The organism is Stenotrophomonas sp. PAMC25021, from assembly GCF_004795795.1.
Lineage (GTDB): Bacteria > Pseudomonadota > Gammaproteobacteria > Xanthomonadales > Xanthomonadaceae > Stenotrophomonas > Stenotrophomonas muris.
The window spans coordinates 434,113-452,988 of sequence record NZ_CP039255.1 but is presented as its reverse complement, the minus strand read 5'-3'; the positions used below and the strand labels follow the sequence as shown (position 1 = coordinate 452,988).

General features: G+C 66.2%; 21 protein-coding genes. 16 read left to right on the top strand and 5 right to left on the bottom strand.

Annotation, left to right across the window (positions count from 1 at the left end):
- The first annotated feature begins 169 nt into the window (after positions 1-169).
- From petA to E5790_RS02225, 5 genes are all read left to right on the top strand, one after another.
- Entirely contained in the window at positions 170-790 is a 621-nt protein-coding gene (gene petA / locus E5790_RS02245; protein ID WP_004151998.1) for a ubiquinol-cytochrome c reductase iron-sulfur subunit, read from the top strand.
- Complete coding sequence (locus E5790_RS02240; protein WP_111205950.1) at positions 790-2,049, top strand: cytochrome bc complex cytochrome b subunit; 1,260 nt, start codon at positions 790-792, stop codon at positions 2,047-2,049. Before petA ends, E5790_RS02240 begins: the two co-directional genes overlap by 1 nt.
- Entirely contained in the window at positions 2,042-2,791 is a 750-nt protein-coding gene (locus E5790_RS02235; RefSeq protein ID WP_032960911.1) for a cytochrome c1, read from the top strand. The genes E5790_RS02240 and E5790_RS02235 overlap by 8 nt, the downstream gene beginning before the upstream one ends.
- Positions 2,792-2,925: 134 nt before the next feature.
- Positions 2,926-3,561 carry a glutathione S-transferase N-terminal domain-containing protein gene (locus E5790_RS02230; RefSeq protein WP_005408842.1) on the top strand — a complete coding sequence of 212 codons (636 nt, stop codon included), beginning with the start codon at positions 2,926-2,928 and terminating at the stop codon, positions 3,559-3,561.
- 84 nt (positions 3,562-3,645) lie between these two features.
- Positions 3,646-4,098, top strand: coding sequence for a ClpXP protease specificity-enhancing factor (locus E5790_RS02225; RefSeq protein ID WP_014646584.1), 453 nt, complete (start codon positions 3,646-3,648; stop codon positions 4,096-4,098).
- 104 nt (positions 4,099-4,202) lie between these two features.
- Here E5790_RS02225 and E5790_RS02220 read toward each other — a convergent pair whose 3' ends face one another.
- The 4 genes from E5790_RS02220 to E5790_RS02205 all read right to left on the bottom strand — a co-directional run bounded on the left by E5790_RS02220 (position 4,203) and on the right by E5790_RS02205 (position 6,920).
- Complete coding sequence (locus E5790_RS02220; RefSeq protein ID WP_005415950.1) at positions 4,203-4,553, bottom strand: DUF3301 domain-containing protein; 351 nt, start codon at positions 4,551-4,553, stop codon at positions 4,203-4,205.
- 67 nt (positions 4,554-4,620) lie between these two features.
- A complete protein-coding gene (locus tag E5790_RS02215; RefSeq protein ID WP_111205951.1) occupies positions 4,621-5,622 on the bottom strand; it encodes a DUF2272 domain-containing protein in 1,002 nt (333 codons plus the stop codon).
- A gap of 180 nt (positions 5,623-5,802) precedes the next feature.
- Positions 5,803-6,654: a carboxylating nicotinate-nucleotide diphosphorylase gene (gene nadC / locus E5790_RS02210; protein ID WP_014646586.1), complete on the bottom strand. Its 852-nt coding sequence runs from the start codon at positions 6,652-6,654 to the stop codon at positions 5,803-5,805.
- Positions 6,651-6,920: a Trm112 family protein gene (locus tag E5790_RS02205; protein ID WP_014036599.1), complete on the bottom strand. Its 270-nt coding sequence runs from the start codon at positions 6,918-6,920 to the stop codon at positions 6,651-6,653. The genes nadC and E5790_RS02205 overlap by 4 nt, the downstream gene beginning before the upstream one ends.
- 58 nt (positions 6,921-6,978) lie before the next feature.
- Between E5790_RS02205 and purE the strand changes: the two genes are divergently transcribed.
- From purE to E5790_RS02190, 3 genes are all read left to right on the top strand, one after another.
- The gene (gene purE, locus E5790_RS02200) at positions 6,979-7,482 is read left to right on the top strand and encodes a 5-(carboxyamino)imidazole ribonucleotide mutase (RefSeq protein WP_005412808.1); all 504 of its coding nucleotides are present in this window, start codon (positions 6,979-6,981) and stop codon (positions 7,480-7,482) included.
- The gene (locus E5790_RS02195) at positions 7,479-8,627 is read left to right on the top strand and encodes a 5-(carboxyamino)imidazole ribonucleotide synthase (protein WP_049442243.1); all 1,149 of its coding nucleotides are present in this window, start codon (positions 7,479-7,481) and stop codon (positions 8,625-8,627) included. The genes purE and E5790_RS02195 overlap by 4 nt, the downstream gene beginning before the upstream one ends.
- 125 nt (positions 8,628-8,752) lie before the next feature.
- Positions 8,753-9,094, top strand: a complete 342-nt coding sequence (locus tag E5790_RS02190; protein WP_004152082.1) for a carboxymuconolactone decarboxylase family protein — start codon at positions 8,753-8,755, stop codon at positions 9,092-9,094.
- 75 nt (positions 9,095-9,169) lie between these two features.
- Here the strand turns inward: E5790_RS02190 and E5790_RS02185 are convergent, their stop codons facing one another.
- Positions 9,170-9,748: a superoxide dismutase gene (locus E5790_RS02185; RefSeq protein ID WP_111205952.1), complete on the bottom strand. Its 579-nt coding sequence runs from the start codon at positions 9,746-9,748 to the stop codon at positions 9,170-9,172.
- A 120-nt stretch (positions 9,749-9,868) separates the two neighbouring features.
- Between E5790_RS02185 and grxD the strand changes: the two genes are divergently transcribed.
- The 8 genes from grxD to E5790_RS02145 all read left to right on the top strand — a co-directional run bounded on the left by grxD (position 9,869) and on the right by E5790_RS02145 (position 18,872).
- Positions 9,869-10,189: a Grx4 family monothiol glutaredoxin gene (gene grxD / locus E5790_RS02180; RefSeq protein WP_111205953.1), complete on the top strand. Its 321-nt coding sequence runs from the start codon at positions 9,869-9,871 to the stop codon at positions 10,187-10,189.
- Entirely contained in the window at positions 10,186-10,962 is a 777-nt protein-coding gene (locus E5790_RS02175; RefSeq protein ID WP_111205954.1) for an SDR family NAD(P)-dependent oxidoreductase, read from the top strand. The genes grxD and E5790_RS02175 overlap by 4 nt, the downstream gene beginning before the upstream one ends.
- A gap of 233 nt (positions 10,963-11,195) precedes the next feature.
- The gene (locus E5790_RS02170) at positions 11,196-14,402 is read left to right on the top strand and encodes a TonB-dependent receptor (RefSeq protein WP_229653743.1); all 3,207 of its coding nucleotides are present in this window, start codon (positions 11,196-11,198) and stop codon (positions 14,400-14,402) included.
- A 253-nt stretch (positions 14,403-14,655) separates the two neighbouring features.
- Positions 14,656-16,044 carry a nucleotide 5'-monophosphate nucleosidase PpnN gene (ppnN, locus tag E5790_RS02165; RefSeq protein ID WP_014036604.1) on the top strand — a complete coding sequence of 463 codons (1,389 nt, stop codon included), beginning with the start codon at positions 14,656-14,658 and terminating at the stop codon, positions 16,042-16,044.
- A gap of 161 nt (positions 16,045-16,205) precedes the next feature.
- Complete coding sequence (locus E5790_RS02160; RefSeq protein ID WP_111205955.1) at positions 16,206-16,721, top strand: GspH/FimT family pseudopilin; 516 nt, start codon at positions 16,206-16,208, stop codon at positions 16,719-16,721.
- Entirely contained in the window at positions 16,718-17,191 is a 474-nt protein-coding gene (gene pilV, locus E5790_RS02155; protein WP_032960895.1) for a type IV pilus modification protein PilV, read from the top strand. Before E5790_RS02160 ends, pilV begins: the two co-directional genes overlap by 4 nt.
- A gap of 2 nt (positions 17,192-17,193) precedes the next feature.
- Positions 17,194-18,354, top strand: a complete 1,161-nt coding sequence (locus E5790_RS02150; protein ID WP_032960892.1) for a PilW family protein — start codon at positions 17,194-17,196, stop codon at positions 18,352-18,354.
- 2 nt (positions 18,355-18,356) lie between these two features.
- A complete protein-coding gene (locus E5790_RS02145) occupies positions 18,357-18,872 on the top strand; it encodes a PilX N-terminal domain-containing pilus assembly protein (protein WP_032960888.1) in 516 nt (171 codons plus the stop codon).
- Positions 18,873-18,876: the final 4 nt, after the last annotated feature.

The following is an 18,876-nucleotide window of genomic DNA, read 5'->3' as shown; positions in this document are numbered from 1 at the left end:
TGGCCGGCACCGACCGGCCACTGGCTGGCAGCCCCGTAATCAATGTTGTTGCAATGCGTTGTGTGGCGCTCGACGGTTCCGCTACACTCGCCCATGATTCAATGCGGCTCTGGCCCCCACCGGATCCGCTGGCAGCCTTAAAGCTACCTAATCAATATCGGAGTGCCGGATGGCCAACGATGGGGTACACGATCCAGTCAACACCGGACGTCGGCGTTTTCTTTCTGCCACCACAGCCGTGGTGGGCGCCGTCGGCGTCGGATTCACCGCTGTTCCTTTCATCAAATCCTGGAACCCCAGTGCCCGTGCCAAGCTTGCCGGCGCACCGGTGGTGGCCGACATCAGCGCCCTGCAGGAAGGCCAACGCCTGATCGTGGAATGGCGTGGCCAGCCGATCTGGATCGTCAAGCGGTCCAAGGCGATCCTCGATGCACTGCACGGGCTCGATGGCCGCCTCAAGGACCCCGAGTCCGGCGAGAAGGACCAGCAGCCGGACTACGTGCTGAAGCAGAACCCCGAGCTGCGCTCGATCAAGCCGGACATTTCCGTGCTGGTCGGCCTGTGCACGCACCTGGGCTGTTCGCCGGAAATGGTCGCCGAGATCCGGCCTGAACCCTATGACCCGCAGTGGAAGGGCGGCTACTTCTGCCCCTGCCACAAGTCGCGCTTCGACATGTCCGGCCGCGTCTTCAAGGACGTGCCGGCGCCGATCAACCTGAAGGTGCCCGCGCACCATTACCAGGACGACAACACCATCATCATCGGTGTCGATCCGCAGGGGGCAGCCTGATGGCCAATATCCTCGCTCGTACCGCCAGCGGCGTGGCCGACTGGGTCAATGCCCGCGCGCCGGGCCTGATGCCGGTCTACCGCAAGCACGTCACCGAGTACTACGCGCCGAAGAACTTCAACATCTGGTACTACTTCGGTTCGCTGGCGCTGCTGGTGCTGGTCAACCAGATCGTCACCGGCATCTTCCTGACGATGCACTACAAGACCAACGCCGCCGAGGCGTTCGGCTCCATCGAATACATCATGCGTGATGTGGAGTGGGGCTGGCTGATCCGCTACATGCACTCCACCGGGGCCTCGCTGTTCTTCATCGTGGTCTACCTGCACATGTTCCGCGGCCTGCTGTACGGCAGTTACCAGAAGCCGCGCGAACTGGTGTGGATCCTGGGCATGCTGATCTACCTGGTGCTGATGGCCGAAGCTTTCATGGGCTACGTGCTGCCGTGGGGCCAGATGTCGTTCTGGGGCGCCAAGGTGATCATTTCGCTGTTCGGCGCGATACCGGTGATCGGCAACGGCCTGACCGAGTGGATCATGGGCGACTACCTGCCCAGTGACGCCACGCTCAACCGCTTCTTCGCGCTGCACGTCATCGCACTGCCGCTGGTGCTGCTGTTGCTGGTGGTGCTGCACCTGGGCGCGCTGCACGAGGTGGGGTCGAACAACCCCGATGGCGTGGAGATCAAGAAGGGGCCCAAGGGCAACCGCTGGTCGCCGAACGCCCCGGCCGACGGCATTCCGTTCCATCCGTACTACACGCTCAAGGATGGCGTCGGTGCCGGCTTCCTGCTGATCATCGCCGCCTTCATCATCTTCTTCGCCCCCGGTTTCGGCGGCCTGTTCCTGGAGCACGACAACTTCACCGAAGCCAACCGCCTGGTGACCCCGGAACACATCAAGCCGGTCTGGTACTACACGCCGTACTACGCGATGTTGCGCGTGGTGCCGAACAAGCTGGGCGGCGTGCTGGTGATGTTCTCGGCCATCGCGATCCTGTTCCTGGTGCCGTGGCTGGACAAGGCGAATGTGAAATCGGTGCGCTACCGCGGCTGGATCTCGAAGGTGATGCTGGGCGTGCTGGCGGTGTGCTTCGTGTGGCTGGGCGTGATTGGTTCCGGCCCGGGCACCGATGTGCACGAGACCTACATCGGGCGGGTGTTGACCTTCCTGTACTTCGCGTTCTTCATCACCATGCCGCTATGGACAAGGTTGGACAGGACCAAGCCGGTACCGGAGAGGGTGACCACGCATGACTGAGCGCTGGATGGTCCGGCTGGCCCTGGCGGCCACCCTGATGCTGGGCAGTTTCCTGGCCTCCGCCGCCGAAGGCGGCACCCCGCTGCTGCAGGCCGGCAACGACCTCGGTGACCGCGCCTCGCTGCAGCGCGGCGCGCAGCTGTACATGAATTACTGCTCCGGCTGCCACGCATTGAAGTACCTGCGCTATTCGCGGATGGCGCAGGACCTCGGCCTGACCGAGGAAGAGGTGATGAACAACCTCAACTTCACCGGCTCGGCGATCGGCGACCCGATCCCGGTGGCGATGCCCAAGGAGAACGCGGAGAAGTGGTTCGGCAAGATGCCGCCCGATCTCAGCCTGATCTCGCGCGTGCGGGGCAGTGACTGGGTCTACACCTATCTCAAGTCGTTCTATCTGGACAGCAGCCGCCCGCTGGGCTGGAACAACGCGCTGTTCGCCAATGCCTCCATGCCCAACCCGCTGTGGGAGATGCAGGGCCTGCAGCATGCGGTGCACGGCAAGGCGGAAGCGCCTGGCATGGACCCGCCGGTGACCGGCCTGAAAATCGAAACGCCCGGGTCGGTCGATGCCGGCCAGTACGATCAGGCCGTTCGGGACATCACCAACTTCCTCGAATACGCCGGTGAACCGGCCGCGCTCAAGCGGCAGCAGCTGGGCGTATGGGTGATCCTGTTCCTGGCCCTGCTGACTTTCCTGCTGTACCTGCTGAAGAAGGAATACTGGAAGGACGTCCACTGATTCTGCCGCCGGCCATCGCCCGGGCCTATTGGCTTTTGTGATGGTCGGTTGCACACTCGGGGTGGAGTCGACCGCTGGCACGGTGCCGGCGGCGCCGATGCGGCAGGCGGTCTCCTGTCGTGGGAGAGCCTTTGATGGCGGCGAGCGTACGCATGCGCAATACACTGACGCTGTTTTCCTCGAACGACGACGTACTGTGCCACCGGGTACGCCTGGTGCTGGCGGCCAAGGGGGTCACCTTCGACTTTGTCCCGGTCGATCCGCAGAACCCGCCTGAAGACCTGATCGATCTCAATCCGTACCACTCGGTGCCGACCCTGGTCGAGCGCGAGCTGGTGCTGTACGCCGCGTCGGTGGTCAGCGAATACTTGGACGAACGCTACCCGCATCCTCCGCTGATGCCGGTCGATCCGCTCTCGCGTGCGCGTATCCGCTTGGCCATGCTGCGCATCGAGCACGACTGGGTACCGCAGGTGCAGGCCATCCAGCTGGGCAACAAGACCCAGGCCGAGGCCGGCCGCAAGCGCCTGAAGGAACTGCTGACCGCCTCGCTGCCGCTGTTCAAGGCCAGCAAGTTCTTCCTCAATCCGGAAATGAGCCTGGCCGACTGTGCAATGGCACCGATCATCTGGCGCCTGCAGTCGCTGGACGTGCCGCTGCCGAAGGACGGCAAGGCGATCGAGGACTACGGCAACCGCATCTTCCGTCACCCGGGTTTCGTCCGCAGCCTGACCGACCAGGAAAAGAAGCTGCGCGATCTGCCGGTCTGATCCGACCTTGCGTAACCCGTCTGCACGCCGACCGGCGTGCAGGCGATCCGCCCCGGCGGGGCGCCGGGCGCGTACACTTCACGCATGACCGAAGACTTCTTCCACATGACCAGCCACCGCCCGTACCTGCTGCGGGCGCTGGTGGAATGGATCAACGACAACCAGCTGACCCCGCACATCCTGGTCGACGCCGGCGTCCCCGGCGTGCAGGTGCCGCCTTCGGCGGTCAAGGATGGCCGGGTCGTGCTCAACATCGCCGAACGCGCCGTCGTGCGGCTGATGATCGACAACGAAATGGTGAGCTTCTCGGCCCGCTTCTCCGGCACCAGCTACCCGGTGCAGGTACCGATCAGCGCCGTGCTGGCGGTCTATGCCCGCGAGACCGGGCAGGGCATGGCGCTGCCGGATGACATTCCGGGCAGCGAGACCGCGCCGACCAGTGACGAACTGCTGCACGAGGACGGCACGCCGCCGGACGATACGCCACCGGCCAGTCCGCCGCCCAAGGGCCGCCCGAACCTGCGCGTGGTCAAGTAACCATTCCGACGCCGCCCCGATGGGCGGCGTCTTCCTTTGCAGGTTTTACCGGTGGGTGCCGGAATTGTGTGGGTGCCGACCGTTGGTCGGCACACCTTCAGTTCTTACACATCCTCGGCATCCTCCACATCCGGCCGGATCTGGCTGATCCGCGCGGCACCGGGGCCGGTGAACGAGATCAGCTGGTCGCCGCGCAGCACCATGCGGCCCACGTGGCGATCGATGCCATCGTAGGAATACTCGAACTTGAAGGTGCGCTCGAAACCGAGCCGTCCGTCCTCGCCACGCGACAGTCGCAGGCCGGTGGCATGTACCGCCTGATCCAGCCACTGCACGTCGGCAGCGCGGCAGGCATTGCGGCCCAGCTCGACCGCGCGCTCGGCGGCCGAACGCGCCGCATTCCAGAAGAAATAGATGATTCCGCCGGCAATCAGCAACAACAGCAGGGTGGGCATGGCGTCAGCCGTCAGAGGTGGATCCGGCAAAGATGGCGGCGAACGCGCGCTGGATCAAGCGCTGCACTCACCGCCGTGGCTGCGGTTCGCTGGACATCGGTGATGCGGGCACGTTAGACGGCGCCGTCGCCGGCACCGTCTGCATCGGCGCGGCGGAGGGCGAAGGCATCACCAATGGCGCGGTCGCCGTCAGCTGCAGCAGCGCTGCCCAGTCCTGGCGGTTGAAGCTGCATTCGTCCTCGCGGCCCGGCGTGCAGCTGGGCTCGATGCCGGTGCTGTTGCGTTCGCGCGCCGGCGGCAGCTTGATCAACCCGGTGCGGTCCAGCGGCAGCAGTCGCATCGCCACCGTGTTCATCACGTTGCCGCCCACCAGGTACAGGGTCTGGTCGCCCCCCAGGTTGGCGGCCACCACTACTTCGCAATGTGATTTCCAGTGGCCCACCGAACCGTTGCCCAGTGCCTGCACCAGCCCACTGTAGCTGAGCGTGGTGCTGCGATCGCGCAGGAAGCACAGCAGGTCGCCCGGTGCGGGCTTTGCGGTCGCGGGATCGACCAGCCGGTACGGCACGCCCGAGGGTCCGCCCTGGTACGCGGCACGGATGTAGTCGATGTGGCGTGGCGACGCGTTGAAGCCGGGGACGCCGGACTGCACCATCACCCAGGAAATGAACGCGGCCGACCACGGGTTGTCGATCAGGAAGGTGCGGCAGTCGCTGTCGGTGTAGCGCGTGCCCAGTGGTGCCAGACAGCTGCTGGCGCCGGCGATGCTGCCCATCGCGTTGAGCGTGCCGCTGTTGCGCCAGTAGCCGGCCACGCGTTGCCAGGCAATCAGCCCGTTGTCGGTCAGATGTTCGTTCTCAGCCTCGGTGACACTCAGGCTCGCCGCGCGGCCATCGCGATCGATGAAAGGCCGGAACCAGAGCCGGTGTTCATTGCAGGCAGTATTGCGGATGGCCACCGCCAATGGGCTCAGGCCGAAACGCGGTGGCACATCGCAGGCTTCGGCCGCCGCTGCGGACAGGGGGGCCGCGGCCAGCAGCAGACAGGCAGGCAAGAGCATCCGGCGCATGCGCGGCTCCTGTGGGGGATGCCGGCAGCGTCGCAGAGGCGGCCGTAGCCGAGCCGTGAAGGCGTCCCGGGTCGTGTAGAGCCGAGCCCATGCTCGGCTCATCGCGCGAAGCGCGCGCAGGGCGTGCCGCAAATCGACAAGCAGCCGAGCGTAGGCTCGGCTCTACAAGTCCTGCAGGCCTCAGCCCGGCGGTGGGCCGAGCTTCAACGACAGATCGATGGCCTGCACGTGCTTGGTCAGGCCGCCGATGGAGATGCAGTCGACGCCATCCTCGGCGATCGAGCGCAGGCCACCCAGGCCGACGCTGCCGGACACTTCCAGCGGAATGCGGCCGGCCGTGATGCGTACCGCCTCGCGGCGCAGGTCGGGGCTGAAGTCGTCCAGCAGGATGCGTTCGCAACCAGCGTCGAGCGCCTGGCGCAGCTGCGCCAGATCCTCGACCTCGACCACCAGCGGCAGCGCAGGCCACTGCCGGCGTGCGCCCGCCACGGCGTCGGCCAGTGAACCGGCAGCGCGGATGTGGTTTTCCTTCAGCATCACCGTGTCGTACAGGCCGAAACGATGGTTCTCGCCACCGCCGCAGCGCACCGCGTACTTCTGAGCCAGGCGCAGGCCGGGCAGGGTCTTGCGGGTGTCGAGGATGCGCGTGCCGGTACCGGCCACCGCCGCCACGTAGCGGGCGGTGGTGGTTGCCGTACCGGACAGCGTCTGCAGGAAGTTGAGCGAGGTGCGTTCGGCGCTGACCAGGCTGCGGCTGCGCCCATGCAGCAGGGCCAGCACGGTGCCTGCGGTAACCGCGTCGCCGTCGGAAACCTGCCATTCGATGCGTACGTCCGGGTCGAGCGCGCGGTGGGTGGCGTCGAACCAGGGGCGGCCGGCGATCACCCCGTCCTGCTTGCACAGCAGGTAGGCGCTGTCGGCCTGGTCGGGCAGCAGGGCGGCGGTGACATCACCGCTGCCCAGGTCCTCGGCCAGTGCACGCGCGACATCGGCGGCGACAACGGCCGCATCCGGCGTCGGCAGCGTGCTCATGCGGTCGGGAAATCGGCGATCTGGGCGGTCGGGATGGCTTCCTCGGCCAGCAGCACCGGGATGCCGTCGTCGACGCGGAAGACCTGCTTGCGGTCGCGGGTGACCAGCGCTTCGCGCAGCGGCTGCGCCAGCGGGTTGCCATCGGCCTTGTTCACCGCGCCGGCGGAAATGGCCTTGTTGAGGGCTTCCAGGCCCTTGCCATCCAGCAGGGACAGGGGCTGGCGGGTGTCAGGCGACACCAGCAGGTCGAGCAGCTTGCGATCCATGGTTCTTCGTCTTGCGTGGAAGATGGCTAGAATACGTCTTTAAGGCAGGTGACGGCCAATGACCCCCAACCCGATCGCGCCGCTTGTCGGCATCGTCATGGGTTCCCGTTCCGACTGGGAAACCATGCAGCACGCCGCCCAGAAGCTTGAAGCCCTGGGTGTTCCGTTCGAAGTGAAGGTGGTGTCCGCGCATCGGACGCCGGATGTGTTGTTCAGTTACGCCGAGCAGGCGGGCCCGCGTGGCCTGCGCGCGATCATCGCCGGTGCCGGCGGGGCCGCCCACCTGCCGGGCATGATCGCCGCCAAGACCGCCGTGCCGGTGCTGGGCGTGCCGGTGCAGTCCAAGGCCCTCAACGGCATGGATTCGCTGCTGTCGATCGTGCAGATGCCGGCCGGTATCCCGGTCGCCACCTTCGCCATCGGCAATGCCGGCGCGTCCAACGCGGCGCTGTTCGCCGCCGCGATGCTGGCCAGCGACCAGCCGGCGATCGGCCAGGCGCTCGACGCCTTCCGTGCACGCCAGACCGAAGACGTGATGGCCCACGACGATCCGCGCCAATGAGCCTGACCGTCGGCATCCTGGGCGGCGGCCAGCTCGCCCGCATGATGGTCCTGGCCGGTGCGCCGCTGGGGCTGCGCTTCGAACTGTATGACCCGGCGGCCGACGCCTGCAGCGGCCCGCTGGCGCCGCTCACCGTCGGTGCCTTCGACGACCGCCAGGCGCTGGCGGACTTCGCTGCCAAGGTCGATGTGGTCACCTTCGATTTCGAGAATGTGCCCGCCGACAGTGCACAGTTCCTGGCCGACCGCGTGCCGGTCTACCCGCCGCCGGCCGCGCTGGCGGTGGCCCAGGACCGGTTGAGCGAGAAGACCCTGTTCCAGCAGCTGGGCATCCCGCTGCCGGCCTTCGCTGATATCCGCAGCCGCGACGAGCTGGCGGCGAAGGCCGCCGAATTCGGCCTGCCGTGCATCCTCAAGACCCGCCGCCTGGGCTACGACGGCAAGGGCCAGTTCCGCCTGCGCAGCGAAGCCGACATTGATGCCGCCTGGGATGCGCTGGGTGCACAGGTCGAGCGCACCGGACTGATCCTGGAGGGCTTCGTGGCCTTCCAGCGCGAGGTCAGCGTGGTGGCCGTGCGTGGCCGCGATGGCAGTTTCGAAGCCTGGCCGATCACCGGCAACTGGCATGTCGACGGTGTGCTGTCGGCCAGCGTGGCCCCGGCCGTGCTGTCCGCCGCCGAGCAGCAGGCAGCCATCGGCTATGCACGCTGTGTCGCCGAACACCTGCAGTACGTCGGCGTGTTCGCGCTGGAACTGTTCTGCCGCGATGGCGAGCTGCTGGCCAACGAGATGGCGCCACGCGTGCACAACTCCGGGCACTGGACCATCGAAGGCAGCGAGACCTCGCAGTTCGAGAACCACCTGCGCGCCGTGCTGGGCCTGCCGCTGGGCAGCACCCGCATGCTCGGCCATGCCTGCATGCTGAATTGGCTGGGCCGGATGCCCGACCCGTTGCCGGTGCTGGCCCAGGCCAGTGGCCACTGGCATGACTATGGCAAGGAGTCGCGCGAAGGCCGCAAGGTCGGCCATGCCACATTGCGCGATGACGATGCCGCAGCACTGGCCGACGCGTTGGACCAGGTGGGCCTGGAACTGGACCGCCAGGCCCAGGTGGCACCGGCGGTGCACGCGCTGCGCAACCGCTGAACGCGGGCGTGCCGGCGTGCTGCCGGCAGACGCCTGTATGGCTGCAACGGTGTGGCGCACCGGTGCAGCCATCGGCGCAACATTCCCGGTGGTAGCGTGGAGCTCCTTTCACAGGAGTCACGACCATGCTCGACTGGAATGCCTACCGCAAGGAACTGAAGGGCCGCATCGGCGAGATCGGCAAGCTCTCGCCGGATACGGTCAAGGGCTACGCCACCCTGGCCAATGCCGGTGCCCAGACCAACCACCTGGATGCCAAGACCCGGGAGTTGATCGCGCTGGCGGTGGCGGTGACCACCCGCTGTGACGGCTGCATCACCGTGCACGTGGACGCGGCGCTGAAGCATGGCGCCAGCCGCGAGGAAATCGCCGAGGCGCTGGGCGTGGCGGTCTCGCTCAACGCCGGCGCCGCGCTGGTGTACTCGGCGCGGGTGATGGATGCGGTGGCCGCGCACGAGAGCGCATGAAGCTTCATCTGTAGAGCCGAGGCCATGCTCGGCTGCTGTCCGGCCAGCCGAGCATGGGCTCGGCTCTACAGGGGGTCAGCGCAGCTGGCTCTCGGCGAATTCCCAGTTGACCATCTGCCAGAACGCGTCCAGGTAACGCGCGCGGTCATTCTGGTAGTCGGTGTAGTACGCGTGCTCCCACACGTCGCAGCACAGCAGCGGGGTGCTGTCGCCGGTCAGGGGCGTGCCGGCGTTGCGGGTGGCCTGGATGCCCAGCTGGCCCCCCGGGTGCTGCACCAGCCACACCCAGCCCGAGCCGAACAGGCCCAGTGCAGTGCGGTTGAATTCCTCGCGCAGGCGCTGCGCGTCACCGAACTGGCGCTTGACCAGTTCGCCCAGCCGGCCCTGCGGTTCGCCGCCGCCGCGCGGGCGCAGGCACTGCCAGTAGAAACCGTGGTTCCAGGCCTGGGCGGCCGCATCGAACAGCGTGCCCTGGGCATGGCGCACGATCTCTTCCAGCGACGCCTCCTCCCACTCGGTGCCGAGGGTGCCGGCGTTGACCGCGTCGACATAGTCGCGGTGGTGGCGGCCGTGATGCAGTTCCACGGTCTGCGCGGACAGGTGGGGCTGCAGGGAGCCGGAGAGGTAGGGCAGGGCGGGCAATTCGACGGGCATGTGCAGGTTCGTGGCCAGGGGACGACGGCAGCCTGTTCCATCCGCTTACAATGGCGGCTACCGTGGGCAGTCTAGCCGACCATCACGGTCGGGTTGTCCGGCGAAGCAAGGAGTGTGGTTGTGGCGGTAATGCAGCAAATCCAGGCCGAGGTCGATCGTTACCCGCTCGTGCTGTTCATGAAGGGTACCCCGCAGTACCCGATGTGCGGCTTTTCCAGCCGCGCCGTGCAGGCGTTGATGGCTGCCGGCGCCGTCAGCCTGCGCACCGTCAACGTGCTCGAAGAACCGGAGATCCGCGCCAACCTGCCGCGCTTCTCCAACCTGCCGACCTTCCCGCAGCTGTTCATCAACGGCGAGTTGATCGGCGGCTGCGACATCGTCATGGAACTGTTTGAATCCGGCGAGCTCAAGCGCATCGTCGAAGAGGCGACCCAGGGATGAGTGCCTGGCCGTCGACGTCACCGACTGACGGGGCGCTCGATGGCCGCCCGCTGCAGGACCGCGTGGTGCTGGTTGCCGGTGCCGGCGGCGGGCTGGGCAGTGCGGCGGCGATTGCCGCTGCGGCGGCCGGGGCTACCGTGGTCCTGCTGGGGCGCAAGCCGCGCCGGCTGGACCGGGTCTATGCCCAGGTCCAGGCGGTCGGCCCGGAACCCCTGCTGTACCCGATGGACCTGGAGGGTGCCGGCCCCGATGACTATGCCGAACTGGCCCAGGCCCTGCAGCGTGAGCTGGGGCGGCTGGATGGCCTGCTGGTCTGCGCCGCGCATTTCCCCGGCCTGACCCCGTTCGAGCTGGCCGACCCGGCCAGTTTCGCCCGTGCGGTCCATGTCACCCTGACCGCCCCGGCCTGGCTGGCCCAGGCCTGCCTGCCGCTGCTGCGGCAGCGCGAGGATGCTGCCCTGGTGTTCGCGGTCGATGCCCCCGAACGGGTGGGGCAGGCCTACTGGGGCGGGTATGGCGTGGCCCAGCACGGCCTGCGTGGCCTGATCGCGAGCCTGCACGATGAGCTGGGCCGCAGCCCGGTCCGGGTCAGTGGCCTGTACCCGGGGCCCCTGCGCACGGCCCTGCGCGCCCGCGCCTATTCCGTCGACCAGGACCCGGCCGCGCAAGGGCCCGAAGCGGCCGCCGCTGCGGCCGTCACCCTGTTGTCCCGGGCCGGCCATGCCTGGCGGGGGACGATTCTCGATGCCAGCGAGGCAGTTCCCCGCGAGTGAGCCCCGGGGAAAGGCGGAGTGAAGAACCCGTCACGATTGCGTTGCGAACCGGTGCCGTTTGTCGCACAACCGTCACATTGATGGCGTAGCGTGTTAATCTAGTGTTAACCGTTATGGCTGCCTTCAGCCAAGCGGTAGGGAACCCCAGATAACTCTCCGACCAGCCACCCGCAGGGCTGTTTGGATGCGCTTTTTTTTCCGCCATCGCCAACTCGCATCGAGGCTACCGAAAAATGACCCACCCACTCCGGATGTCCAAGCTTACCCTTGGTCTCGTGGCTGCACTTGCTGCCGCTCCCGCCTTCGCCCAGAGCACCTCCGCTGGTGTCGGTGGCCAGGTCGTGACCCGCGGCGGCCAGCCCGTCGCTGGTGCTGAAGTCACCATCACCCACACCGAGTCGGGCACGGTTTCGCGTGCTACCACCGATGCGGCCGGTCGCTACAACGCACGCGGCCTGCGCGTGGGTGGCCCGTACAGCATCACCATCACCAAGCCGGGTGAAGGCACCAAGACCGAAGATGGCGTCTACCTGGGCGTGAACCAGACCGGCACCATCAACGCGACGCTGACCGGCGATCTGGCCGGCGCGACCAATCTGGACACCGTGCAGGTCACCGCCGTCGGCGGCGGCTCGGAAGTGTTCAGCGCCACCAAGATGGGCTCGGGCACCAACATCAGCCAGCAGCAGATCGAAGTTGCGCCGTCCGTCGGCGGCAACATCCAGGATCTGATGCGCCTGGATCCGCGCGTCACCTTCATCGATCGCGCCTCGGGCTCGATCTCGGCCGGCGGCCAGAACCCGCGCTTCAACTCGATCAACATCGACGGCGTCTCGGCCAGCGACACCTTCGGCCTGGAAGGCAACAACATGCCGACCCGCCGCCAGCCGGTCGCGATGGAAGCCATCGAAGCGCTGGACATCAACCTGTCCAACTACGACGTCAGCATCGCTGCCGCCGCCGGTGCCACCGTCAACGCGGTGACCAAGTCGGGTACCAATGAATTCCACGGCTCGGTGTACGGCACCTACCGTGATGGCGACTGGTTCGGCGACAACCCGGAAGGCCAGCCGTTCAAGGGCTTCACCAAGGAAGAAACCTACGGCATGACCCTGGGCGGCCCGATCGTCAAGGACAAGCTGTTCTTCTTCGCCAACTACGAAAAGTTCAAGCAGGCCGCCCCGGGCGCCGACCTGAGCGGCACCGCGCTGGGCAAGGCCAACCCGCAGTTCACCCTGGCCGACGTGACCCGCGCGCAGCAGATCGCGCAGGGCTACGGCATCAACGCCGGTGGCCTGGAAAGCAACGGCGACACGGAGATGGAAGAGTACGCGCTGAAGCTGGACTGGAACATCAGCGAGAACCACCGTGCCAACATCCGCTACAGCAAGATCGACCAGAGCAAGCTGCGCATCAACGGCATGGCCACCAGTTCGGCCTCGCTGAGCTCGTACTGGTACCAGCATGACAAGACCAACGAGAGCTACGTCGCCCAGCTGTTCAGCGACTGGACCCCGAACTTCTCGACCGAATTGAAGGCGTCGTACCGCGAGTACTCGGCGATCCGCAACGTGTCCACCGACGCACCGAGCATCCGCATCTTCTTCGGCGGCAACGAGGCTGCACCGTCGGGTGACTCGCTGTACCTGGGTACCGAAGTCAACTCGCAGAACAACATCCTGGAAACCAAGGCGTGGAACTACTACGCCGCAGCTACCTGGACCCTGGGTGACCATGACGTCAAGTTCGGTGCGTCGTACGACACCAACGACATCTACAACTACTTCGGCGCCAACTCGTGGGGTGCCTACACCTTCTACGGCCTGGACAACTTCGCCGCTGGCCGCTGGAGCAGCTACAACTACAATCCGGAGCGCACCCCGGGCTCGATTCCGGCTGACTACAAGTACAGCAACCTGGCCCTGTTCGTGCAGGACACCTGGTATGTCAACAACAATCTGACCCTGACCCTGGGTGTGCGTGCCGACCGTGCCGACACCAGCCCGGCCCCGGCCTACAACGCTGCGGCGTCGACCTTCTTCGGTCGCGATAACAGCGAAGTGCTGAGCAACAAGTTCCTGATCCAGCCGCGCGTCGGTTTCAACTACACCTTCGACAGCGAGCGTCCGACGCAGCTGCGCGGCGGCGTGGGCCTGTTCCAGGGTGATGCGCCGCAGGTGTGGCTGAGCAACAGCTACTCGGCCACCGGCTTCAACAATTCGGTGTACGCCTACACTGCCTACGATCGCACGCTGCCGTTCAACCCGAACAAGGACAGCCAGCCGGTCCCGACCACCCCGGGCTCGAACCGTCAGAACGTCAACTTCGTCGGCAGCGACTTCAAGATGCCGTCGGTGTACAAGGCCAACCTGGCCTTCGATCATGAAACGCCGTGGTACGGCATCGTGGCTTCGGCAGAGCTGCTGGTCACCAAGGTCAAGGATGCCCTGTACTACAGGAACCTGAACCTGGGCCCGGTGCAGCAGCTGGGTCCGGACGGTCGTGAGCTCTATTACGCTGCGTCGCGCAACGGCAACCTGTGGACCAACAACGATGCCCGCTTCGGGCGGAACCGCGGCTACGACGCCGTCTACGAAATCGCCAACACCGACAAGGGCCGCACCTCGCAGTTCACCGTGTCGCTGAGCAAGCCGTGGTCGGACGCCAGTGACTGGTCCTGGAACATCGGTTACACCTACACCGACGCGACCGAAGTGGGCTCGCTGACCAGCTCCACCGCAAGCTCGGGTTGGAACTACCAGTACGCCTTCAACGCCAACAGCGAAACCGAGAACACCTCGCGCTACCAGATCCGTGACCGCCTGTCGGGCTCGCTGAACTGGAAGCACAAGTTCTTCGGCGACTACGAAACCAAGGTCGGTCTGGTGTATGAGGGCCGTAGCGGCCGTCCGTACAGCTACGTGTACTCGAACGATGCCAACGGCGACGGCCGCTCCGCGAATGACCTGTTCTACGTGCCGAACCCGGGCGAGGTTCTGTTCGGCAATCTGGCGGGCAGCACCTTCACCCCGGATGCGGAAATGGAGAAGTCGTTCTACGCATGGCTGGCCGCCAACCCGCAGCTGGCCAAGTACGCAGGTGGCTACGCTCCGGCGAACCAGTTCCGTACCGGCTGGATCAACACCTTCGATATCCGCATCAGCCAGCAGCTGCCGGGCTTCATGAAGGGTCACAAGTCGGAAGTGTGGCTGGACATCCAGAACGTCGGCAACATGCTCAACAAGAAGTGGGGCAACATCTACGACTACGGCTTCTTCGCCGATGCGCGTGTGGCTACCCTGCAGGGCATGAAGGACGGCAAGTACGTCTACAACTTCCGCGGTGCTGACCTGCCGACGGTGGCCAACAACGACGCAGACGGCTTCGACGTCGGTGTCTCGCAGTGGTCGCTGCAGCTGGGCTTCCGCTACCAGTTCTGATGCACTGACGTAGCGCTGCTGTAAACGGAAACGGCCGGGGAAACCCGGCCGTTTCCCGTTCAGGCGAAAGTCCTTGCGGGGCGCTGGGCAACGGCGTAGCATCTGGAAATGTGCGCGGCGTCAACGCCGCCCAGGCGGTCCCGGACAGGCGAACGCGGGCAGCACACATCCAACGGTCGGGCTTCCCGGCCGTTTTGCTTTTTAAGGGGGCGGCAGTACAGTCGGAAACCTTGAAGGAAGCGAAAAATTGGATATGACCACGAACGAAAAATCAGCCCGTGCACTGCCGGTGCAGGATGCGCGGATCTACCCGCGCGGTGGGCTGGATGTGCTGTCGCGCGCCGAGGTCGCACGCCTGCGCGATGCCTCCGCCGGCGGCATGCATGAGCTGCTGCGCCGCTGCGCGCTGGCTGTGCTGACCAGCGGCAGCGCTTCGGACGATCCGCGCGCGGCGCGCGACCTCTACCCTGATTTCGACATCCAGGTGGCGCAGCAGGATCGCGGCGTGCGCATCGACCTGGTCAACGCACCGGCGATGGCCTTCGTCGACGGCGAGATCATCCGCGGTGTCGCCGAACTGCTGTTCGCCGTCGTGCGCGACCTGGCCTACATGGCCATCGAGATGGGCCCGGCCTACGCGGCCGAGCTGGAGTCGTCCGAGGGCATCACCAACGCGGTGTTCGGCCTGCTGCGCAATGCGCGCATCCTCAACCCGGGCGATCCGAACCTGGTGGTGTGCTGGGGCGGCCATTCGATCTCGCGCGACGAGTACCTGTACACCAAGCAGGTGGGTTACGAGCTGGGCCTGCGCGGCCTGGACATCTGCACCGGCTGCGGCCCGGGCGCGATGAAGGGCCCGATGAAGGGTGCGACCATCGCCCATGCCAAGCAGCGCCGCACCGTCACGCGCTACATCGGCCTCACCGAGCCGGGCATCATTGCGGCCGAGTCGCCGAACCCGATCGTCAACCACCTGGTGATCATGCCGGACATCGAGAAGCGCCTTGAGGCCTTCGTCCGCATCGGCCACGGCATCATCGTGTTCGCCGGCGGCGTCGGCACTGCCGAAGAGATCCTGTACCTGCTCGGCATCCTGCTGCGCGAGGAGAACAAGGACCTGCCGTTCCCGCTGATCCTGACCGGCCCGACCGTGGCGGCGCCGTACTTCGAGCAGATCGACCGCTTCATCCGCCTGACCCTGGGTGATGAGGCTGCCGAGCGCTACGAGATCATCATCGGTGACCCGGTCGCGGTGGCCAAGAAGATGGCCAACGGCATCAAGCGCGTGCGCGAGCACCGCCTGGCGCAGAAGGACTCGTTCTTCTTCAACTGGTCGATCGAGATCCCGTGGGAGTACCAGCAGCCGTTCGTGCCGACCCACGAGGCGATGGCCGCGCTGGACCTGCACCACGGGCGTGCGCCGCACGCGCTGGCGGCCGATCTGCGCCGGGCGTTCTCGGGCATCGTCGCCGGCAACGTGAAGGAGGACGGCATGCGCCGCATCGAGCAGTTCGGGCCGTTCCAGATCCACGGGGATCCGGACATGATGCAGGCGCTGGATGCGCTGCTGCGCGCCTTCGTCGAGCAGCGCCGGATGAAGATCTCCGGCGAATACCAGCCCTGCTACCAAGTGCTGGCCTGAACCCGGGCCGGCGCGATGGGGATCGCGCCGGCACGGGCAGGGGAGGGCGGGTCGTCAAGCCTTTGACGCCCGTCGCCCCGGATTGACCGTTCATCCTGCCGCCGCTTGCCGGTGGCGGGACGATGGCCCATCGTGGTCACCAACACGCTGGGGAGCGTCCAATGTCTTTGCGCCGGGAAAGCGGCTTCACCTTGATCGAGCTGATGGTCACCATTGCCGTGGTGGCGATCCTGGCTGCGATCGCCTTTCCAAGTTTCCAGGGCACGATTCGTTCGAGCCGGGTGAGCTCGACCAACAACGAGGTCCTGGGCCTGCTCAGTCTTGCCCGCAGCGAGGCGATCCGCAGCAACCGCGGTGGCGGCGTCTGTGGAAGCAGCGACGGTGCCAGCTGTGATGGTGGCTGGTCGGGCGGCATGCTGGCCTTTGCCGATGCCAATGGCGACGGTGCGCTGTCGGCAGGTGAAACCGTCCTGCGCTTCGTCAGTGGCAATCCCAAGCTGAAGATCACTGGGCCGGCCACGGAGATCGCCTTCGACGGGCGCGGCCGTCGCCGCGCCAGCGCCGAGCAGGAGGTACGGCTGGAGCCGGACGTCTGCAGCAGGGGCGCACTGCACAAGCGCACACTGACAGTGAACGCCTCCGGGCAGATCCGCAGCACCAAGGAAGCCTGTCCATGACCACCCGTACCTTCCGCGCGCGCCAGGCCGGGGGCTTCACCCTGCTGGAAGTACTGATCGCCATCATCGTGCTGGCGTTCGGCCTGCTGGGTTTTGCCCTCTTGCAGACCCTGAACGTCCGCTTCGTGCAGAGCGCCAATTATCGAACCCAGGCCACCAACCTGGCTTACGACCTGACCGAGCAGATGCGCAGCAACCGCTTCCAGGCGGCCTGGTACACCGGCGCGTCGTTCGCGGCAGGCAGCAAGACCGCCGCCACTGCGTGCACCAGCGATACCGGCGACGTCTCCATTGAAAAGAAGATCGCGCGCTGGCAATGCCAGGTGGTGAAGGCGCTGGGCGACGATGCAGGCGCCAATGTCACCTTCAGTGGTGGCGTGGTCAATGTGGCCATTACCTGGGGCGACCAGCGCTGGGATCCGGATGACCCGGACAAGGCCACCACCTTTGCACTGGCTACGGAGCTGTGAGCATGCGCCTGAACCGACGTGCCACCATGGCCGGCCTGTCGCTGGTGGAACTGATGATCGCCCTGGTGATCAGCCTGGTGCTGATGCTGGGCGTGGTGCAGGTCTTCATGGCCTCGCAGGCTGCCTCGCGCCTGTCCGAGGGGGCCTCGCGCGTGCAGGAGAACGCCCGTTTCGCGCTGGATTTCCTTGAGCGCGACATCCGCATGGCCGGGCACATGGGCTGCGTGAACGACCAGGCCCACGTGGTGAAGAACCAGGGCGATCCGGTATCGCACCTGGGTGCATCCTCGGGCGATGGCAGCCCGCTTGATTTCAGCGTTTCCATCCAGGGCTTCGATGCACCGGGAACCGCGCCGGGCGGGAGGCTCGCACTCGGGGCGACATGGTCCGCACCGTCAGCGCTGCCGGCAGCGATCACCCGGCTCAGCCCCGCGCCGGCAGGCGGAAGCGATGTGCTGGTGCTGCGCTACCTGGCGCCTGAGGGGGTGCCGGTGACCGGCATTTCGTCCAGCGGCGGCAATGCGCTTCTGGACATGGACAGCACCCGGGTGGCCCGACTCACCTCGGGGGGCGTGGCGGCACCGACCTTGTTCGGCATCGCCGACTGTGCCCACGCGGACATCTTCGCCGGTACGTTGAGTGCGGCCCGTGTGACCGCGCCCTCGCTGGACCTGTCGCGCTATGCCGCGCAGCCGACCGGGCAGACGATGCTCTACCGGGCCGAGTCGATGGTCTATTACGTCGGCATCAATCCGGAGACCGGACAGCCGGGCCTGCGCCGTGCCCGCGCCAACAGTGCTGGCGCCTATGCGGTCAATGAAGAACTCGTGGAAGGCATCGAAAGCCTGCAGCTGCTGTATGGCCTGGACAGTACCGCCAACATCAGCCTGGGCACGCCACCGGCCGGCAACATCACCAACCTGGCCGCCGCAACTGGCGTCAGCACCAACGCGAACGCGTCCGGTGCCGCGCAGTGGCTGCGGGTCGGGCAGGTGCAGGTGGGGCTGCTGGCACGCAGCCCGACGCCGTCGTCTTCGAGCACACCTGCCAACCCGCTGTCGGTACTCGGCGTGGGCTTTGTCAGCAGCGACAGACCTGACGGCCGCTACCGCTCCAGCTATGAAGTCTCGATTGCACTGCGCAATCGCCTGTTCGGGAACTGACCATGACGACCTTTTCACGTTCGTTCAGGCCCGCCCCCGCTCGCACCCAGCGCGGCGCCGTGCTCTATGTCGCGTTGATCATGCTCATCCTGCTGGCGCTGTTGGGCATTGCGGGCATGCAGGTGGCCGGCATGCAGGAGAAGATGGCTGCGAACTACCGCGCCGCCAACCGGGCCTTCCAGAACTCCGAGGGCGTGGTGCGTGCGGCCGAACGCTCGGTGGAGAAAATCGCCAACCGCCAGGATGTGGGGAGCGGCAGCCTGGTGCAGTCCAGCACTCTGTCGCGGGCCTGCGATGACGGCTTCGATCCGGTTATGTGGGCGGAAAATCGCCGCAACCAGACGCGTCCTGCGGTCAATGTCCGCCAGATCGACAGCTGTGTGATGGGCGAATCGTCGCTCGACATGGGCCGTCCGCTGGAAGACGTCACGCCGATTTACCAGATTACCGGCTTCGCGACCGACGATGCCGATGCGAGCTCGTCGTCGGTGGTCATCGATACCGTATTCAAACTCTGAGGAC

Bases quoted from the DNA above. Each gene is read 5' to 3' on its own strand.
- petA (WP_004151998.1), top strand. From the start codon at position 170: ATGGCCAACGATGGGGTACACGATCCAGTCAACACCGGACGTCGGCGT.
- E5790_RS02240 (WP_111205950.1), top strand. From the start codon at position 790: ATGGCCAATATCCTCGCTCGTACCGCCAGCGGCGTGGCCGACTGGGTC.
- E5790_RS02235 (WP_032960911.1), top strand. From the start codon at position 2,042: ATGACTGAGCGCTGGATGGTCCGGCTGGCCCTGGCGGCCACCCTGATG.
- E5790_RS02230 (WP_005408842.1), top strand. From the start codon at position 2,926: ATGGCGGCGAGCGTACGCATGCGCAATACACTGACGCTGTTTTCCTCG.
- E5790_RS02225 (WP_014646584.1), top strand. From the start codon at position 3,646: ATGACCGAAGACTTCTTCCACATGACCAGCCACCGCCCGTACCTGCTG.
- E5790_RS02220 (WP_005415950.1), bottom strand. From the start codon at position 4,553: ATGCCCACCCTGCTGTTGTTGCTGATTGCCGGCGGAATCATCTATTTC.
- E5790_RS02215 (WP_111205951.1), bottom strand. From the start codon at position 5,622: ATGCGCCGGATGCTCTTGCCTGCCTGTCTGCTGCTGGCCGCGGCCCCC.
- nadC (WP_014646586.1), bottom strand. From the start codon at position 6,654: ATGAGCACGCTGCCGACGCCGGATGCGGCCGTTGTCGCCGCCGATGTC.
- E5790_RS02205 (WP_014036599.1), bottom strand. From the start codon at position 6,920: ATGGATCGCAAGCTGCTCGACCTGCTGGTGTCGCCTGACACCCGCCAG.
- purE (WP_005412808.1), top strand. From the start codon at position 6,979: ATGACCCCCAACCCGATCGCGCCGCTTGTCGGCATCGTCATGGGTTCC.
- E5790_RS02195 (WP_049442243.1), top strand. From the start codon at position 7,479: ATGAGCCTGACCGTCGGCATCCTGGGCGGCGGCCAGCTCGCCCGCATG.
- E5790_RS02190 (WP_004152082.1), top strand. From the start codon at position 8,753: ATGCTCGACTGGAATGCCTACCGCAAGGAACTGAAGGGCCGCATCGGC.
- E5790_RS02185 (WP_111205952.1), bottom strand. From the start codon at position 9,748: ATGCCCGTCGAATTGCCCGCCCTGCCCTACCTCTCCGGCTCCCTGCAG.
- E5790_RS02175 (WP_111205954.1), top strand. From the start codon at position 10,186: ATGAGTGCCTGGCCGTCGACGTCACCGACTGACGGGGCGCTCGATGGC.
- E5790_RS02170 (WP_229653743.1), top strand. From the start codon at position 11,196: ATGACCCACCCACTCCGGATGTCCAAGCTTACCCTTGGTCTCGTGGCT.
- ppnN (WP_014036604.1), top strand. From the start codon at position 14,656: ATGACCACGAACGAAAAATCAGCCCGTGCACTGCCGGTGCAGGATGCG.
- E5790_RS02160 (WP_111205955.1), top strand. From the start codon at position 16,206: ATGTCTTTGCGCCGGGAAAGCGGCTTCACCTTGATCGAGCTGATGGTC.
- pilV (WP_032960895.1), top strand. From the start codon at position 16,718: ATGACCACCCGTACCTTCCGCGCGCGCCAGGCCGGGGGCTTCACCCTG.
- E5790_RS02150 (WP_032960892.1), top strand. From the start codon at position 17,194: ATGCGCCTGAACCGACGTGCCACCATGGCCGGCCTGTCGCTGGTGGAA.
- E5790_RS02145 (WP_032960888.1), top strand. From the start codon at position 18,357: ATGACGACCTTTTCACGTTCGTTCAGGCCCGCCCCCGCTCGCACCCAG.